The following is a 16,343-nucleotide window of genomic DNA, read 5'->3' as shown; positions in this document are numbered from 1 at the left end:
GCCGGGGTGCGCCGCGACCGGGCAGGACGTCAGAGGAGCGGCAGCATCCGGCCGAGGTCGGGCACCGCGTCGGACGCGAAGCGGGGGCGCAGCGCGCGGGTGAGCGTGTCGACGTCGTACGGGACCCGGCCGGCTGCCAGCCGGAGCCAAGTCCGCGCGTCCGCGACCTCGAGGTCCCAGCCGCCGCGCGCGACGACGATGTCGAGCAGCTCCTCGGCCACCAGGTGAAGCGCGACCGGGTCCACGGGGTCGGGCGCGGCGTCGGCGCCGCGGACGCGGCGGACCGAGCGCAGCAGGTCGTCCGCGTGCACGACCAGCTCGAGGATGCGGGACACCAGCATCGTGCTCAGCAGCACCGGGGCGCGGCGGCCCTGCACGACGACGTCGTCGGGCCCCAGCGTCTCCGCCTCGTGCAGCGCGGCCGTCGCACGGGCGTCCGCCCACTGCAGCGGAGCGTCCTCGATCTGCCGCGCGATGATCCGGGCGGTCTCAGCGACCTCTTCGGCACGGTCCGGGTAGCTGCCGAGGTACTCCGCGAACGTGGCCGGCACCGTCGTCGGCTCGGCCGGGACGCAGACGGCCAGGGCATCCATGGCCCGGGCGAGGTGCGCGACGAGCTCGGCGACCGTCCACCCGGGCAGCACCGACGGCTCTCCCTGCACGTCGTCGCCGACCGCGTCCCCCACCCAGGTGCGGACGCGGCGCCACTGGCGGGCCAACGTGTCGGTGAGCAGGGCGATCTCGGTGGCGGGCAGCGGCATGACCACATGCTGCATTCGGTGCGCGCCGATCGCCTGCCAGGTCCGCCGGCTGGGCAGATGTCCAGCACGGGTCGAGGACGGGGCCAGCACGGCGATCACGCCCAGGGCATAAGGGCTTGCGGCCGTGTCGGTGGGGTGTGGAACGCTGACGGCGAGCGTGAACGGGGGTCTCGCTGAGGTCCCTCGTCGTCCGCGGACACCTCGACCAGCCCACCGTTTCCCCTGGAGACACCCGTGCTCGCACGACTGCTGTGGCGCTACCTGCGCCCGTACCGACCGCTGCTCGCGGGCGTGCTGGTGTTCCAGCTGGCGTCCGCGCTGGCGATGCTCTACCTGCCCAGCCTCAACGCTGGCGTGATCGACAAGGGCGTGGCCGCGGGCGACACCGGCTACATCTGGCGCACCGGCGGCTTCATGCTGGCCGTGTCGCTGGGCCAGATCGTGGCCGCGATCATCGCGACGTACCTCGCGGCGCGCGCGTCGATGCAGCTGGGGCGGGACATCCGCGACGAGGTGTACCACCAGGTCAGCGGCTTCTCGGAGCGCGAGATCTCGCAGTTCGGCGCCGGGTCGCTGATCACCCGCAACACCAACGACGTCCAGCAGGTGCAGATGCTGGCGATGATGGGCTCGACGATGCTGGTCAGCGCCCCGCTGCTGGCGATCGGCGGGATCGTGATGGCCCTGCGGCAGGACGTCGGGCTGTCGTGGATCATCGCGGTCGCCGTGCCCGCGCTGCTGATCATCGCCGGGCTGGTCATCAGCCGCATGGTGCCGCTGTTCCGGTCCTACCAGCTCAAGCTCGACGCCGTGAACCGCATCATGCGCGAGCAGCTGACCGGCGTGCGGGTGGTCCGGGCGTTCGTCCGCGAGACGATCGAGGCGGAGCGGTTCCGGCTGGCGAACACCGACATCATGGTCGTCGGCCGCAAGATCGGCTCCCTGTTCGTCGCGCTGTTCCCGCTCGTCATGCTCGTGCTGAACGTCACCGTCATCGGCGTCATCTGGTTCGGCGGCATCAAGGTGAACGAGGGGCAGGTGCAGATCGGCACGCTGCTGGCGTTCATGCAGTACGTCGGTCAGATCCTCATGGGCGTCCTGATGGCGTCCTTCATGACCGTGATGTTGCCGCGCGCCGCCGTGTCCGCCGAGCGGATCAGCGAGGTGCTGGCCAGCCGCTCGACGCTGACGGAGGCGGCCGAGCCGGTGCACCGGCTGCCGACGCCGGGCGAGGTCGCGTTCACCGACGTGACGTTCTCCTACCCCGAGGCGGAGCACGCGGTGCTGTCCGGCATCTCCTTCACGGCTCGCCCGGGCCAGACGGTCGCCCTGATCGGCTCGACCGGTGCGGGCAAGACGACGCTGGTGTCGCTGATCCCGCGGCTGTTCGACGCGACGGGCGGCACCGTGCGGGTCGGCGGCGTCGACGTCCGGGACGCCGACATGGAGGCGCTCTGGTCGCAGATCGGCCTCGTGCCGCAGCGGCCCTTCCTGTTCGCGGGAACCGTTGCGTCGAACCTGCGGCTGGGCCGGGACGACGCGACCGACGCGGACCTGTGGAAGGCCCTGGAGATCGCCCAGGCGAGCGACTTCGTCGCGCAGATGGACGGCGGCCTCGACGCCCGCATCGCACAGGGCGGCACCAACGTGTCCGGCGGTCAGCGGCAGCGGCTCGCCATCGCCCGCGCGATCGTGCGGCGGCCGGCCGTGCTGATCTTCGACGACTCGTTCTCGGCGCTGGACCTCGCCACCGACGCCCGCCTGCGGCAGGCGCTGTGGCGCGAGCTGCCGGAGGTCACCAAGATCGTCGTCGCCCAGCGCGTCTCCACGGTGACCGACGCCGACGCGATCCTCGTGCTCGAGGACGGGCACATCGCCGGTGCGGGCACCCACACCGAGCTGCTCGCCTCCAACCAGACCTACCGCGAGATCGCGGAGTCCCAGCTCGCTGTGGGGGCCGGCGCATGAGCGACCAGACGTTGACCGAGGACGAGAAGCTCGAGATCGAGCTCGGTGAGCAGGCCAGGCTCGCGTCCGACACGTTCGGCGCCGCCGTCGCGCCGGGCAAGGCGGACCACTTCAAGGAGTCCTTCACCCGCATGCTGGGGCTGCTGGCCCCGTACAAGGTCGCCCTGGTCGCCGTCACGCTGATGGGTGCGGCCGGCGTGGTGCTGACGGTGCTCGCACCGCGGGTGCTCGGCCGGGCGACCGACGTGGTGTTCACCGGCTTCGTGTCCCGGCTGCTGCCGCCCGGCATGACGCAGGCCCAGGCGGTGGCGGGTCTGCACGCGCAGGGTCAGGACCGGTTGGCCGCGATGGTGGCGGCGATGGACCACCTGGTGCCGGGTGCGGGCGTGGACTTCGACCGGCTCGGCCGGCTGCTGCTGACGGTGCTGGCGCTGTACCTGGCGGGTGCGCTGCTGACCTGGGGCCAGGGCTTCGTCATCAACGTGGTGATGGTCCGGGCGATGTGGCGGCTGCGCGAGCAGGTCGAGGAGAAGATCAGCCGGCTGCCGCTGGCGTACTTCGACCGCGTGCAGCGTGGCGAGCTGATCTCCCGCGTCACCAACGACATCGACAACATCACGCAGACCATGCAGCAGTCGCTGTCCGGTGCGCTGACCTCGGTGCTGACCGTGATCGGCGTGCTGGTCATGATGTTCTCGATCAGCTGGAAGCTGGCGCTGGTCGCCCTGGTGTCCCTGCCGTTGATGGGCGTGATCTTCGGGATCATCGGGCCGAAGTCGCAGAAGGCGTTCGGCATCCAGTGGCGCAAGGTGGGTCGCCTCAACGCCCGCGTCGAGGAGTCGTTCTCCGGACACGCGCTGGTCAAGGTGTTCGGCCGCCGCGCCGAGTTCCAGCAGCGGTTCCGGGCGGAGAACGAGGAGCTGTACCAGGCGTCGTTCTCGGCGCAGTTCCTCTCAGGGATCATCTGGCCGGGGATGTCGTTCGTCGGCAACCTGACGTACGTCGGCATCGCGGTGCTCGGCGGGCTGATGGTCGCCAACGGGTCGATGCGCCTCGGCAGCGTGCAGGCGTTCATCCAGTACGCGCAGATGTTCAGCCAGCCGCTGTCCCAGCTGGGTGGTATGGCCGCGGTGGTGCAGTCCGGCACGGCCTCCGCCGAGCGCGTGTTCCAGCTGCTCGACGAGGACGAGCAGAGCCCCGACACCATCCCCGCTCCGGCACCGGCGGACGGTGACGGCACCATCGAGTTCGAGCACGTGCACTTCTCCTACAGCCCCGACCAGCCGCTGATCGAGGACCTGTCGTTCACCGTGCACCCCGGCCAGACGGTCGCCATCGTCGGTCCGACCGGTGCCGGCAAGACGACGCTGGTGAACCTGCTGATGCGGTTCTACGAGCTGGACGGCGGCCGGATCCTGGTCAACGGCCAGGACATCGCCACGCTGACCAGGCACGACGCCCGCGCACGCACCGGCATGGTGCTGCAGGACCCGTGGCTGTTCGCCGGCACCATCACCGAGAACATCCGGTACGGGCGGCAGTCCGCCACCGACGAGGAGGTGCTGGAGGCCGCGCGGGCGACGTACGTCGACCGGTTCGTGCACTCGCTGCCGCACGGGTACGACACGGTGCTCGAGGAGGACGCCGCCAACCTGTCGGCAGGGGAGAAGCAGCTGCTGACGATCGCGCGGGCGTTCGTCGCGCAGCCGTCGGTGCTGATCCTCGACGAGGCCACGTCCTCGGTGGACACCCGCACCGAGCGGCTGCTGCAGCGGGCGATGGCCACGCTGCGCGAGGGGCGGACGTCGTTCGTCATCGCCCACCGCCTGTCCACCATCCGCGACGCCGACCTGATCCTGGTGATGGAGCACGGCGCGATCGTCGAGCAGGGCACGCACGACGAGCTGATCACCGCCATGGGCGCGTACTACCGGCTGTACCAGTCGCAGTTCGCGGGGGCGGCGGTGGAGGCGGACGCCTGATCCCGCCCGGGCCGGCGACGGTCCGGCCGCGCGATGGCGCGAACGCGGGCCGGCCGCGGTGTGCGACGGCAGGGAGGTGCGACCGCAGGGACGGGCGACGGCAGGCACGTGCGACGGCAGGCACGTGCGACGGCCGAGACCTGCGACGGCCGACCCGTGCGGCGGCCGAGACCTGCGAGGGCCGGCGGACGCGGGGGGCCTGCCTGTGTTTTCGCGGTGTACGCCCGGCGTACGTACATCGGGCGTACACCGCGATATGTCTCTCCGGGACTGGGACGACGCCGCGACAAGGCCGCGACCGGGACCCGGACAAGACCGCGACCGGCACAAGGCCACGACCGGGTCCCGGACAGGACCGCGGGCGGGTCCGGGACGGGGACGGGCTGCGACCGGGCGCGGGTCCGAGTCGGCCTCGGGGCCGGTGTGAGGCTGCCGTCTCGCGCGGCGGTCCGGGTCAGCGCACGCGGACGTCGTCGCCGAGGAAGTCCGCGACGAGCGCGCCGACCTGGTCCTCCTCGATGAGGAATCCGTCGTGCCCGTACTCGGAGCGGACGTACCGCACCGGGCCGGCACCGCGGATTCCGGCGGCGATCCGCTCGGACTGCGCCGGTGTGAACAGGCGGTCGGAGTCGACGGCCACCACCAGGGCACGCGCGGTCACGCCGGCGAGGGCCGCCTCGACCCCGCCCCGGTCGCGGCCGAGGTCGTGGGTGATCATCGTGCGGGTCAGCGTCACGTAGGTGTTCGCGTCGAACCGCCGCGCCAGCTTGTCGCCGTGGTGGTCGAGGTACGACTGGACGGCGAACCGGCCGCCCTCGAGCGGCTCCTCACCGCCCTGCGGGATCCGCCCGAACCGCTCGTCGAGCTCCTGCGCCGACCGGTAGGTCTGGTGCGCGATCTGCCGGGCGATGCCCAGGCCGACGTGCGGGCCGGCACCGTCGGGCGCGTCGTAGTAGTCGCCGCCGCGGTACCCCGGGTCGGCGGTGATCGCCGCGAGCTGGGTGTGGAAGCCGGCGATCTGGTCGCCGGAGGTCTGGGCGCAGGTGGCGATCGCCGCGACGGCTGCCACACGCTCGCGCGCGGACACGGCCCACTCGAGCGCCCGGTGACCGCCCATCGAGCCGCCGATCACCAGGGCCCACTGGTCGATGCCGAGCAGGTCGGCGAGCCGCACCTCGGCGGCGACCTGGTCGCGGACGGTGAGCAGCGGGAACCGGCTGCCCCACGGCCGGCCGTCGGGCGCGAGCGATGCCGGACCCGTTGAGCCCTGGCACCCGCCCAGCACGTTGGGCGCGACGACGAAGTACCGGTCGGTGTCGATCGGGGCACCGGGGCCGATCAGGGAGGACCACCAGCCCTCGGTCGGGTGACCGGGGCCGGCCGGGCCGGTGACGTGGGAGTCGCCGGTCAGCGCGTGCAGCACCAGCACCGCGTTGTCGCCCGACGGCGACAGGGTGCCCCACGTCTCGTAGGCGAGCCGGACGGCCGGGAGCCGGCCACCCGACTCGAGCGCGAACGGACCGAGGTCGGCGAACCGGCGGTTGCCGACCGGGTCACCCTCTCGCCAGGCGGCCGTCGCGCGCACCGGCGGGCGCAGCGCCGGGGGGATCCGGCTGGTGGACGACGCCCGCCCGCCCGCCGACCGGTGGGCACGGTCGGCGGACGGGCGAGGCGTGTCGGCACACATGAGGTCAGGCGCCCTTCGCCGCGCGGAAGCCCGCCTCGAGGTCGGCCAGGATGTCGTCGATGTGCTCGATCCCGACGGCGAGCCGGACCAGGCCGGGCGTCACGCCGGACAGCGCCTGCTCCTCGGGCGTCAGCTGGCTGTGCGTCGTCGACGCCGGGTGGATCACCAGCGACCGCACGTCACCGATGTTCGCCACGTTCGAGTGCAGCTCCAGCGCGGAGACGAACGCCTTGCCGGCCTCGGCACCGCCCTCGATCTCGAACGCCAGCACCGCACCGGCACCGCGCGGCGCGTACTTCAGCTGGTTCGCGTGCCACGGCGAGGACTCGAGCCCGGCGTAGTGCACGCCCAGCACGTCCTCGCGGGCCTCGAGCCACTCGGCGACCTTCTGGGCGTTGGCCACGTGCCGCTCCACGCGCAGCGAGAGCGTCTCGATGCCCTGCGCGATGAGGAAGGCGTTGAACGGGCTGACCGCCGAGCCGAGGTCGCGCAGCAGCTGCACGCGGGCCTTGAGGATGTAGGAGAGGTTGACGCCGAACGCGCCACCGACGCCGAGGTCGCGGGCGAACACCAGGCCGTTGTACGACGGGTCCGGGGTGTTGTAGTTCGGGAACCGCTCGGGGTGCTGCGCATAGTCGAAGGACCCGCCGTCGACGATCACGCCGCCGATGGCCGAGCCGTGCCCGCCCAGGTACTTGGTGGCCGAGTGCACGACGACGTCGGCGCCCCACTGGAGCGGGTTGATCAGGTACGGCGTGCCGACGGTGTTGTCCACGATCAGCGGGACGCCGTACTCGTGGGCCACACCGGCCACCGTCTCGATGTCCAGCACGTCGGACTTCGGGTTGGGGATCGTCTCGGCGTAGAAGAGCTTGGTGTTGGGGCGGATCGCCGCGCGCCACGACTCGGGGTCGTGCGGGTCGTCGACGAACGTCGTCTCGATGCCCAGCTTGGCCAGCGTGTAGTGCAGCAGGTTGTACGTGCCGCCGTACAGCGACGGGCTGGCCACCACGTGGTCACCGGCCTCCGCGATGTTGAGGATCGCGAACGTCTCGGCAGCCTGGCCGGACGCGACCAGCAGGGCGCCGACACCGCCCTCGAGCGAGGCGACCCGGTTCTCCACGACCTCCTGGGTCGGGTTGCCGATGCGGGTGTAGATCGGTCCGAGCTCCTTGAGCGCGAACCGGTCGGCGGCCTGCTGCGCCGAGTCGAACACGTAGGACGTGGTCTGGTAGATCGGCAGGGCGCGGGCGCCCGTCGTCGGGTCCGGCACCTGGCCGGCATGGATCTGGCGGGTCTCGAAGTTCCAGCTCTCGTTGCTCATCGTCGTGCTCGCTCCTGCTCTCGGTCCTGCGGGTGGGTGGGCGACCCGGGACAGGGAGTGCAGCCGACGACCGTCCCGGGGTGGTGCTCGGGGGTGTGGCGCACGTGCGAGCCGAGGCTCGAGGCGGGGGAGCGTCCCAGAGGGGGCGCGACCGGCCCGCGGGCACAGCCGAACGTGCGCTGGTCAGCGACACATTCGGCGGGACATGGCAGGGAGCCTACGGGCACCGTCCCGGCTCGTGAAACCGACGTCTCATCATTCGGACTCCGACCGTCCACGGCGGACCGGGTGAACTCCGGCCCCGCGGGCGAACCTCACCTGGACAACTGTTCACCTGCTTGCCCGTGAGGCCGATCTTCTGGACGTGGACCGGTGGTGGAAGGGCTACCTGCTGGTCGTCGCAACGTTGGCGACGGCCTGGGTCCTCGTGCCGTCCGTGCTCGCCCGGGACGTGCTGTACCAGGCGATCGGCCTGGTGTCGGTGGGGGCCGTCGTGCTGGGTGCGACCCTGCGGCAGTCGCGCTGCCACCGTGCCTGGTACGTCCTCGCGCTGGGCCAGCTGCTGCTGATCGTCGGCGACGGCATGTACGCCTGGTACCAGGACGTCCAGCACGTCGACCCGTTCCCGTCCCCGGCCGACGGGGTCTACCTCTCCGCGTACCCGGTGCTGGCCGTGTCCCTGCTGCTGCTCGCGCGGTGCCGCCGGACCGGCTGGGACCGCGCGGGCTGGATCGACTCCGGCGTGGTGGTGGTCAGTCTGGGCCTGATCGCGTGGGTGGTCGTCGGCGCGCCGACCCTCGCCGCGCAGGGCTCGACGTTCCCCGCCCTGCTCTCCCTGGCGTACCCGCTCGCCGACCTGCTGCTGCTCGCGGTGGCGTCGCGGCTGTTCGTCGCAGGCGGCCACCGGCCCTTCGCCTACCTGCTCCTGTTCGGCTCGTTGGCGACGCTGATGACGGCCGACGTGGCCTACACGCTGCTCGGCGCCGCGGCGTCGGCCGCCGACCGCTGGCTGGACGCCCTCTGGCTCACGTCCTACGCGCTGGCCGGTGCGGCCTCGCTGCACCGGTCCGCCGGGGCGGTGTCCCAACCGGCCGAGGGCCCGGCCACTATGTCGACGTGGCGGGTGGTGGGCCTGCTCGGCGCGCTGCTCGTCGCCCCCGGCATCGAGACCGTGGAGCACCTGAGGGGCCGGGAGTACGACACCTGGCCGCTCATCGCCGGTTACGCCGTGCTGACCACCCTGGCCGTCGCACGGCTCCAGCTGGCGCTGGTCGACGCCAGGACGGCGGCGGCCGAGCGCGGCGTGGTCCTGGACCGGCTGGCGCACGAGGCGACGCACGACGCGCTGACCGGGGCGATGAACCGGGCGAGCACGCTCGCCGAGGTGGAGAAGGCGCTCGCCGGCGTCCGTCCCGGTGCGCCCGTCGGGCTGCTGTACGTCGACCTGGACCACTTCAAGCAGGTGAACGACACGTTCGGCCACGTGGTGGGCGACGAGGTGCTGCGCTCCGTGGTGGCCCGGATCCGCGAGGTCGTGCGACCCGAGGACGTCGTCGGCCGCATCGGCGGCGACGAGATCGTCGTGCTGGTGCGCGCGGTGCCGTCCCAGCGCCCCCTGGTCGACATGGCCAGCCGCATCGTCGCGGCGGTGGAGCGGCCGCTCCGGCTCGAGGGTCAGCCGCAGGCGCTGTGGCTGTCCGCCTCCGTCGGCGTCGCCTTCTCGCGCGAGGGGATGGTCGACCCGGACGACCTGGTGCGGGAGGCCGACGCCGGTGCGTACCAGGCGAAGGCCGAGGGCCGGGCGCGCGTCCAGGTGTTCGGCGAGGAGCTGCGCAAGGAGCTGATCGAGCGCGCCGACGCGGAGGCGGCCGTCCGGCACGCCCTGGTCGCCGGTGAGCTGGTGATGCACTACCAGCCGCTGCTCGAGCTGAGCAGCGGCTCGGTGGTCGGCTACGAGGCGCTGGCGCGGTGGCAGCGACCGGGCCACGGTCTGCTGCCGCCCAGCGAGTTCATCCCGCTGGCCGAGAAGAGCTCGCTGATCTGCGACATCGGGCGGTGGGCGCTGTACGAGGTCACGGCTCAGGCCGCGGCGTGGGACCGCGAGGGTCGCCCGCACGTGCACATGTCGGTGAACATCTCCGGGCGGCACCTGATGTCCGCGATGATCGTCGACGACGTGGTCGGCGCGTGTGTCGCGGCCGGGATCGCTCCCGAGCGGCTGGTGCTGGAGGTGACGGAGACCGTCCCGCTGAGCTCGCCGGTGATGCAGGCCCAGCTGACCACGCTGCGCCGGCTCGGTGTCGGCATCCACATCGACGACTTCGGCACCGGGTACACGTCGATCGGCCAGCTGCGGAACCTGCCCGCCTCCGCGCTGAAGATCGACCGCAGCCTGATCGCGCTGGACGACGTCGGCTCCCGCGAGCTGGTCGCCCTCGCCGTGCACGCCGCGCACAGCGCGGGCCTCCAGGTGGTCGCCGAGGGGGTGGAGACGGCGGCCCAGATGGTGGCGCTCCGGGCGATGGGCTGCGACCTGGCGCAGGGCTTCCACATCGCCCGTCCGGCACCGGCCGACGAGGTCGCCGTCAGCCTGGGCGCGCGCTACCGGACCGAGCTGGAGCCCGCGGTGTCCGATCCGTCCCGAACCACACCCGTGTGACTTCTGATGCCGGTGTGACAGATGTTCACTTCTGGGATCTGCGCAGGTAGCGTGCGTGACGCACCCCCCGGAATGAGCACCGGTGCGCGGCCGCACGGCCGCCACCAGATCGAGGCGAGACAGCCCGTGACACCCGCACCGCGGCCCCACCGAACCGCCCGGCGATCCCGCCTCGCGCTGACGTCCGCCGTGCTGGCGACCCTGCTCCTCCTCGCCGACCAGTCCGGGGCGCTCGCCGACCCGTCGCCGTCGCCGACCCCCCCGTCCGCCGCCGACGTGCAGAGCGCCCAGGCCGCGGTGCAGGCGGCCAAGGGGTCCGTCGCGCAGATGGAGGTGCGCCTGGCCGAGCTGTCGGTGGTCGGCGACCAGGCCGACGTCGCCGTGCAGGTGGCCGGCGAGAAGTACACCCAGGCTCTGTCCGACGCGCAGAACGCGCAGACCGCCGCCGACCAGGCCGCTCAGCGCTCCACGCAGGCGGCCGCCGACGCGGAGACCGCCCGGCGGGACCTCGTCGCGCTCGCCCGGCAGATGGCACGGTCCGGCGGTGGCGCGGACCTGCTCGAGGCCGTGCTGTCCGCCGACGGCTTCCAGGACGTCGCGCAGCGCACCAGCACGCTGACGCACCTGACCGGCAAGGCCGACGAGACGGTCCAGCGGTTCCGCGCCGCGACGCTCGTCGCCGACACCCTGCGCGACCACGCCGCCGCGGCCGCAACGGAGGCGTCGGCCGCCAAGGACACCGCCCAGCAGGCGCTCGGCGCCGCGCAGAAGGCGTCCGACGACGCGCAGGCGCAGATCGCCGCCGCGTCGACCGAGCGGGACCAGCTGATCAACGCCCTGGCCGTCGCGCAGCAGACGTCGGCGACCGTGGAGCGCGCCCGCCAGGACGCGATCGACGCCGCTCGTCAGCAGCGGGAGAACGCCGCCGCCCAGGCCGCGCGCGTGCCCCCGGTGTCGACCCAGCCGACGACCACGCCGCCCACCAGCACCCCGTCGGGCGGCGGCACCACCACCCCGCCGGCCACCACGCCGCCGGCGGGCGGCACGGGCAGCGGCGGCACGTCGGGCGGCACCACCGCCCCTCCCGTCACCACGCCACCGGTGACGACGCCCCCCGTGACGGCCCCGGTCACCAACCCGGTGACCCCGCCGCCCGCCCCGCCGACCAGCGACCGCTACGGCCTGGGCACCGGCGTCTCGCGCGGGTCCGCCGGCCAGGGTCAGTCGGCCGTGTCCTGGGCCGAGGGCCAGGTCGGGCTGCCGTACATCTGGGGCGGTGTCGGGCCCGACGGCTTCGACTGCTCAGGCCTGACGATGAAGGCGTGGTCCGCGGCGGGCGTCGGGATCAACCGCACCGCGGCCGACCAGTACAAGCAGATCCTGAAGATCAGCTACTCGAGCATGCGGCCCGGTGACCTGATCTTCTGGTCGTCCGACACCACGGACGCCGACCAGATCTACCACGTGGCCATGTTCGTCGGCGGCGGGCAGATGGTGGAGGCCGCCAGGCCTGGCGTGCCCATCCGGATCACCTCGATCCGCTGGTCGGGCACCATGCCGTTCGCCGGCCGTCCCTGACGCACCGCCCGCGCGGCAGCGCGCACGAACGACGAAGGCCCGCACCCACCGTCCGGTGGTGCGGGCCTTCGAGCGCTCGTCGTGCGGGTGCGTCAGTGCGCGTAGTACCCCGCGTCGATCGCCCGCTGGCGCGACCGCTCGATCTCGGCCTCCGCGTCGGCACGGCCCACCCAGTGGGCGCCCTCCACGGACTTGCCGGGCTCCAGGTCCTTGTAGACCTCGAAGAAGTGCTGGATCTCCAGCCGGTGGAAGTCCGACACGTCGTCGATGTCCTGCCGCCAGGCGGCGCGCTGGTCGCCCATCGGCACGCACAGCACCTTGTCGTCGCCGCCCGCCTCGTCGCGCATGCGGAACATGCCCAGCGCACGGCACCGGATCAGGCAGCCGGGGAAGGTCGGCTCCTCGAGCAGCACCAGGGCGTCGAGCGGGTCACCGTCCTCGCCGAGGGTGCCCTCGATGAAGCCGTAGTCGTCGGGGTACCGGGTCGAGGTGAAGAGCATGCGGTCCAGGCGGATACGGCCGGTCGCGTGGTCGACCTCGTACTTGTTGCGCTGTCCCTTGGGGATCTCGATCGTGACGTCGAACTCCACAGCTCTCCTCCGCGCGCGCCCGGCGGCAGGCGCTGGTTCGTAGTCGGTGCACAAGTCGTCGCGCGGCGCCGTGGCGCCCCGGCTCTAGGACAGTAGTCTGACGCACCGGCGGTGGGCAGCCCGCCCGAAGGCGCGGTGCCGTGGCAGCGGCCGCGACCGCTGCCGTGGCAGCGGCCGTGACTGCGGCGTACGGGAGCAACGGGAGAGCATGGCCAGGACGGCTCGGGTGGTGGGCACCAGCATCCTGGTGGTGGTCCTCGCCGGAGCCGCGTACGTGACGGCCGACGCGTACGACGTGGTGCCGGGCGTGCTGACCCTGGCCCCGCCGGGGCCGACCGCCTCGCCGTTCCCCGTCGCCCCCGGTGCCCTCCTGCCGGTGGCGAACCCGGCGTCGCTCGCCCCGCTCAGGGCCCTCGACTCCGCGGCCCCCGTGCCGTCGACCGCCGCCGTGCAGGCCGCGGTGAACGCGTTCGCCGCGGACCCCCGGGTGGGACCGAGCGTGGGTGTCCTGGTCACGGACGCCGCGAGCGGCGACGTCGTCGCGGAGCACGACTCGGCGAGCCCGCACGTGCCGGCGTCCACCGCCAAGCTGGTCACGGCTGCCGCCGCCCTCGGCACCCTGGACCCGGCGTCGACGCTGCCGACCCGGGTGGTCGCCGGCGCCGGCGGCTCGATCGTGCTGGTCGGCGGCGGGGACATGCTGCTCGCGCCGGGCGCGGGCGACCCGAACGCGGTCGACGGGCACGCCGGCCTGGGCGACCTGGCGGCGCAGGTGGCGCGGGAACTCAAGCTGACCGGGACGACGGCGGTCCACCTGTCGGTGGACGACTCGCTGTTCAGCGGTCCGGCGACATCGCCGGGCTGGGACCCGAGCTACCTGTCCGAGGGGTTCGTCGCCCCGGTGACGCCGATCGCGGTGCACGACGCACGGGTGCACCCCGAGGTCGAGTACTCGGTCCGCTTCCCGGACCCCACGATGAACGCCGCCAACGTCCTGGCCCAGCGGCTGACGGAGGCGGGCATCACGGTGCAGGGGGCGCCGTCCCGCGGCACCGCGCCGGCCAACGGCCGGGTGCTGGGGGAGGTCCGGTCGGCACGGCTGGACCAGGTGGTCGGCTACTTCCTGGACAGCTCGGACAACACGATCACCGAGGTGGTGTCGCGCCTGGTCGCGCTGCACCAGACGCTGCCGGGCAGCTTCGAGGGCGGCACCCAGGCGGTGCTGCACGCCGTCTCGACGCTGGGCGTGGACGTCAACGGCGCGCACCTGACGGACGCCTCCGGCCTGGCGTCGGGCTCCGCGCTGCCGCCGACGCTCCTGGTGCGGCTGCTCAAGCTGATGGTCGACGGATCGCACCCGGCCCTGACGGAGGTCGCCACGCAGCTGCCGATCGCCGGCCTGACCGGCACCCTGTTCGACCGGTTCACGCAGAGCGACGCGCGCGGCCTGGTGCGCGCCAAGACGGGCAGCCTGCCGAACGTGACGTCGCTGGCCGGCACGGTGATCACCGCCGACGGGCGCCAGCTGCTGTTCGCGGTGCTGGCCGACCAGACCGGTGCCGTGGGGCAGGACCCGCCGCGCCGGGCGCTCGACACCTTCGTCAGCGGCCTCGCGGCGTGCGGCTGTCGCTGACGCGGTCCCGGCCGGCCCGGGGCCGCACCGGGTTAGCGTGAGCGTCATGGTGGACGACGACGCCGCGGGCCCGGTCGACTGGAGCGCCGCCGCCCGGGTGGCGGGCCGCCTGGCGCCCCCGGGACCGACCGCCGACCGCGCCGAGCTGACCGCCCTGGTCGCGGAGCTGCGCGATGCGGCGGCGCGCGCCGGCGCCCCGGTGCTGGACACCACCGGCATGCGTCCGGTGGACGGCCGGCCGGCGGAGCAGCTCGCCCGGGTGCTCGTCGTCGACCGTCCCCGCTGGGCCCTGGCCAACACCCAGGTGTTCGCCTCGCTGCTCGGCCCGCTGTCCCGGCACGCCGACGGCAGCCCCGTCGTCGTGCCGGCCGCCGCCCGGCAGGCCGCCGCGGCGCAGGTCGGGGGCGTGCTCGCGCTGCTGGCCGGCAAGGTGCTGGGGCAGTTCGACCCGTTCACCGGGCCGGAGGGCCGGCTGCTGCTGGTGGCGCCCAACGTGCTCGCGGTGGAGACGGCGATGGGCGTGGAGCCCGCCGACTTCCGGCTGTGGGTGTGCCTGCACGAGCTGACGCACGCCCTGCAGTTCGCGGCGGCACCGTGGCTGGCGGACCACCTGCGGAGCCGGGCGCAGGAGCTGCTCGGCGACCTGGCACCCGGCACAGGTCGGCTGGAGGCGCAGGAGCTGCTCGAGGCGATCGGCCGGGCGCTCGCGGGCGGCCGGGGCGGTGGGGTGCTCGGCCTGCTCACACCGGCGCAGCGGGCGGTGTTCGACGAGGTGGGCGCCGTGATGGCGCTGCTCGAGGGGCATGCCGACGTCACCATGGACGAGGTCGGGCCGGCGGTGGTGCCGACCGTCGGCCGGATCCGGACGGCGTTCGAGGCCCGCCGGGACGCGAGCGCCTCCGCCGGTGGCCTCGAGCGGCTGCTCCGCCGGCTGCTCGGCATGGACCTCAAGCTGGCGCAGTACCGCGAGGGCGCCGCCTTCGTGCGCGGGGTGCGGGTCCGCGTCGGCACGGAGGGCTTCAACGCCGTCTGGACGTCCGCCGACACCCTCCCCACGGCTGCCGAGATCGCCGACCCCGCGGCGTGGGTCGCCCGCGTCCGGCCCTGAGCGCGTGACCGGCCCCTCGGCCGCCGTCGCGGCGGTGCGGCTCGCGGTCAGCCGCGAGCTGGCGGACCTGCCGGCCGGCTCGCTGGTGCTGGTCGCGTGCTCGGGCGGTGCCGACTCCCTCGCGCTGGCAGCCGGCACGGCGTTCGTCGTCGGACGTGCCGCACGCCACGTGGACGAGGCCGGGGGAGTCCCCCCGCTGCGCGCCGGGGCGGTGGTGGTGGACCACGGGCTGCAGGACGGGTCGGCCGCGGTGGCGGCGCGCGCCGCGGAGCAGTGCCGCCGGCTGGGGCTGGATCCCGTGCTGGTGGTCCCGGTCACCGTCGACGGCTCCGGCGGGCCCGAGGCCGCCGCGCGGGACGCCCGCTACGCGGCCCTCGAGGAGGTGGCGCGGAGCACCGGCGCCGCCGCGGTGCTGCTGGGCCACACCCTCGACGACCAGGCCGAGACGGTGCTGCTGGGGCTCGCACGGGGGTCCGGGGCCCGCTCGCTCGCGGGCATGCCGACGCGCCGCGGCCCGTTCCGGCGCCCCCTGCTGCAGCTGCGCCGCACCGACACCGCCGCGGCGTGCACCGCCCAGCGGCTGGTGCCGTGGCAGGACCCGACCAACGCCGACGCGCCGGACGGTCCGCGCCGCAGCCGTGTGCGGCACCAGCTGCTGCCGGCGGCGGTCCGGGTGCTCGGCCCCGGGGTGGTGCCGGCCCTCGCGCGGACCGCCGAGCAGCTGCGCGAGCAGGCGGACGCCGTCGACGAGCTCGCCGACCGGCTGCTCGCCGAGGCGGCGTCCCGCGGGGTGCCGACGGTCGGCTGGGACGCCGACACCCTCGCGGCGGCCGTCCCAGGCGTCCGGCGGGCCGCGCTGCACGCGGCGGCGCTGCGCACCGGGTGCCCGCCCGGCTCCGTCACGCGCCGCCACGTCCTGGCGCTCGACGCGCTGCTCGTCGACTGGCACGGGCAGGGGCCCGTGCACCTGCCAGGCGGGATGGTCGGCGTCCGGGAGTGTGGCAGGCTCGTCCTCACCGAATCCCCCTCCCCTTCACGACAGGAGTAGCCGCG

At 73.7% G+C, this 16,343-nt stretch carries 11 protein-coding genes; 7 read left to right on the top strand and 4 right to left on the bottom strand.

Annotation, left to right across the window (positions count from 1 at the left end; genetic code table 11):
- Window positions 1-29 precede the first annotated feature (29 nt).
- Entirely contained in the window at window positions 30-761 is a 732-nt protein-coding gene (locus QMF98_RS15000; RefSeq protein WP_337973725.1) for a maleylpyruvate isomerase N-terminal domain-containing protein, read from the bottom strand.
- A 234-nt stretch (window positions 762-995) separates the two neighbouring features.
- On the opposite strand from QMF98_RS15000, the gene QMF98_RS14995 reads away from it, so the two are divergent.
- Together QMF98_RS14995 and QMF98_RS14990 are read left to right on the top strand one after the other, a co-directional pair.
- Window positions 996-2,729, top strand: coding sequence for an ABC transporter ATP-binding protein (locus tag QMF98_RS14995; protein ID WP_337973724.1), 1,734 nt, complete (start codon window positions 996-998; stop codon window positions 2,727-2,729).
- Window positions 2,726-4,711: an ABC transporter ATP-binding protein gene (locus QMF98_RS14990; RefSeq protein WP_337973723.1), complete on the top strand. Its 1,986-nt coding sequence runs from the start codon at window positions 2,726-2,728 to the stop codon at window positions 4,709-4,711. Before QMF98_RS14995 ends, QMF98_RS14990 begins: the two co-directional genes overlap by 4 nt.
- A gap of 454 nt (window positions 4,712-5,165) precedes the next feature.
- On the opposite strand, the gene metX is transcribed toward QMF98_RS14990, so the two are convergent.
- Both metX and QMF98_RS14980 read right to left on the bottom strand, forming a co-directional pair.
- A complete protein-coding gene (gene metX / locus QMF98_RS14985; protein ID WP_337973722.1) occupies window positions 5,166-6,398 on the bottom strand; it encodes a homoserine O-acetyltransferase MetX in 1,233 nt (410 codons plus the stop codon).
- Window positions 6,399-6,402: 4 nt separating this feature from the next.
- Entirely contained in the window at window positions 6,403-7,722 is a 1,320-nt protein-coding gene (locus QMF98_RS14980) for a bifunctional o-acetylhomoserine/o-acetylserine sulfhydrylase (protein ID WP_337973721.1), read from the bottom strand.
- 364 nt (window positions 7,723-8,086) lie between these two features.
- Here QMF98_RS14980 and QMF98_RS14975 point away from each other — a divergent pair, with 364 nt between their 5' ends.
- Entirely contained in the window at window positions 8,087-10,381 is a 2,295-nt protein-coding gene (locus QMF98_RS14975; protein ID WP_337973720.1) for a putative bifunctional diguanylate cyclase/phosphodiesterase, read from the top strand.
- A gap of 126 nt (window positions 10,382-10,507) precedes the next feature.
- Window positions 10,508-11,959 carry a C40 family peptidase gene (locus tag QMF98_RS14970; protein ID WP_337973719.1) on the top strand — a complete coding sequence of 484 codons (1,452 nt, stop codon included), beginning with the start codon at window positions 10,508-10,510 and terminating at the stop codon, window positions 11,957-11,959.
- Between the two features lie 92 nt (window positions 11,960-12,051).
- Here QMF98_RS14970 and QMF98_RS14965 read toward each other — a convergent pair whose 3' ends face one another.
- Entirely contained in the window at window positions 12,052-12,549 is a 498-nt protein-coding gene (locus QMF98_RS14965) for an inorganic diphosphatase (protein WP_263732407.1), read from the bottom strand.
- A gap of 208 nt (window positions 12,550-12,757) precedes the next feature.
- On the opposite strand from QMF98_RS14965, the gene dacB reads away from it, so the two are divergent.
- Genes dacB through tilS form a run of 3 tightly spaced genes read left to right on the top strand, consistent with a single transcriptional unit; the run spans window position 12,758 to window position 16,338 of the window.
- Window positions 12,758-14,182: a D-alanyl-D-alanine carboxypeptidase/D-alanyl-D-alanine endopeptidase gene (gene dacB / locus QMF98_RS14960; protein WP_337973718.1), complete on the top strand. Its 1,425-nt coding sequence runs from the start codon at window positions 12,758-12,760 to the stop codon at window positions 14,180-14,182.
- Window positions 14,183-14,228: 46 nt separating this feature from the next.
- Window positions 14,229-15,290: a zinc-dependent metalloprotease gene (locus QMF98_RS14955; RefSeq protein ID WP_337973717.1), complete on the top strand. Its 1,062-nt coding sequence runs from the start codon at window positions 14,229-14,231 to the stop codon at window positions 15,288-15,290.
- Between the two features lie 4 nt (window positions 15,291-15,294).
- The gene (tilS, locus tag QMF98_RS14950) at window positions 15,295-16,338 is read left to right on the top strand and encodes a tRNA lysidine(34) synthetase TilS (RefSeq protein WP_337973716.1); all 1,044 of its coding nucleotides are present in this window, start codon (window positions 15,295-15,297) and stop codon (window positions 16,336-16,338) included.
- Window positions 16,339-16,343 lie beyond the last annotated feature (5 nt).

Source organism: Cellulomonas sp. NTE-D12 (assembly GCF_027923705.1).
Classification (GTDB): domain Bacteria; phylum Actinomycetota; class Actinomycetes; order Actinomycetales; family Cellulomonadaceae; genus Cellulomonas.
Note: the sequence above shows the minus strand (reverse complement) of the source record. Positions and strands in the feature narration are given on the sequence as shown.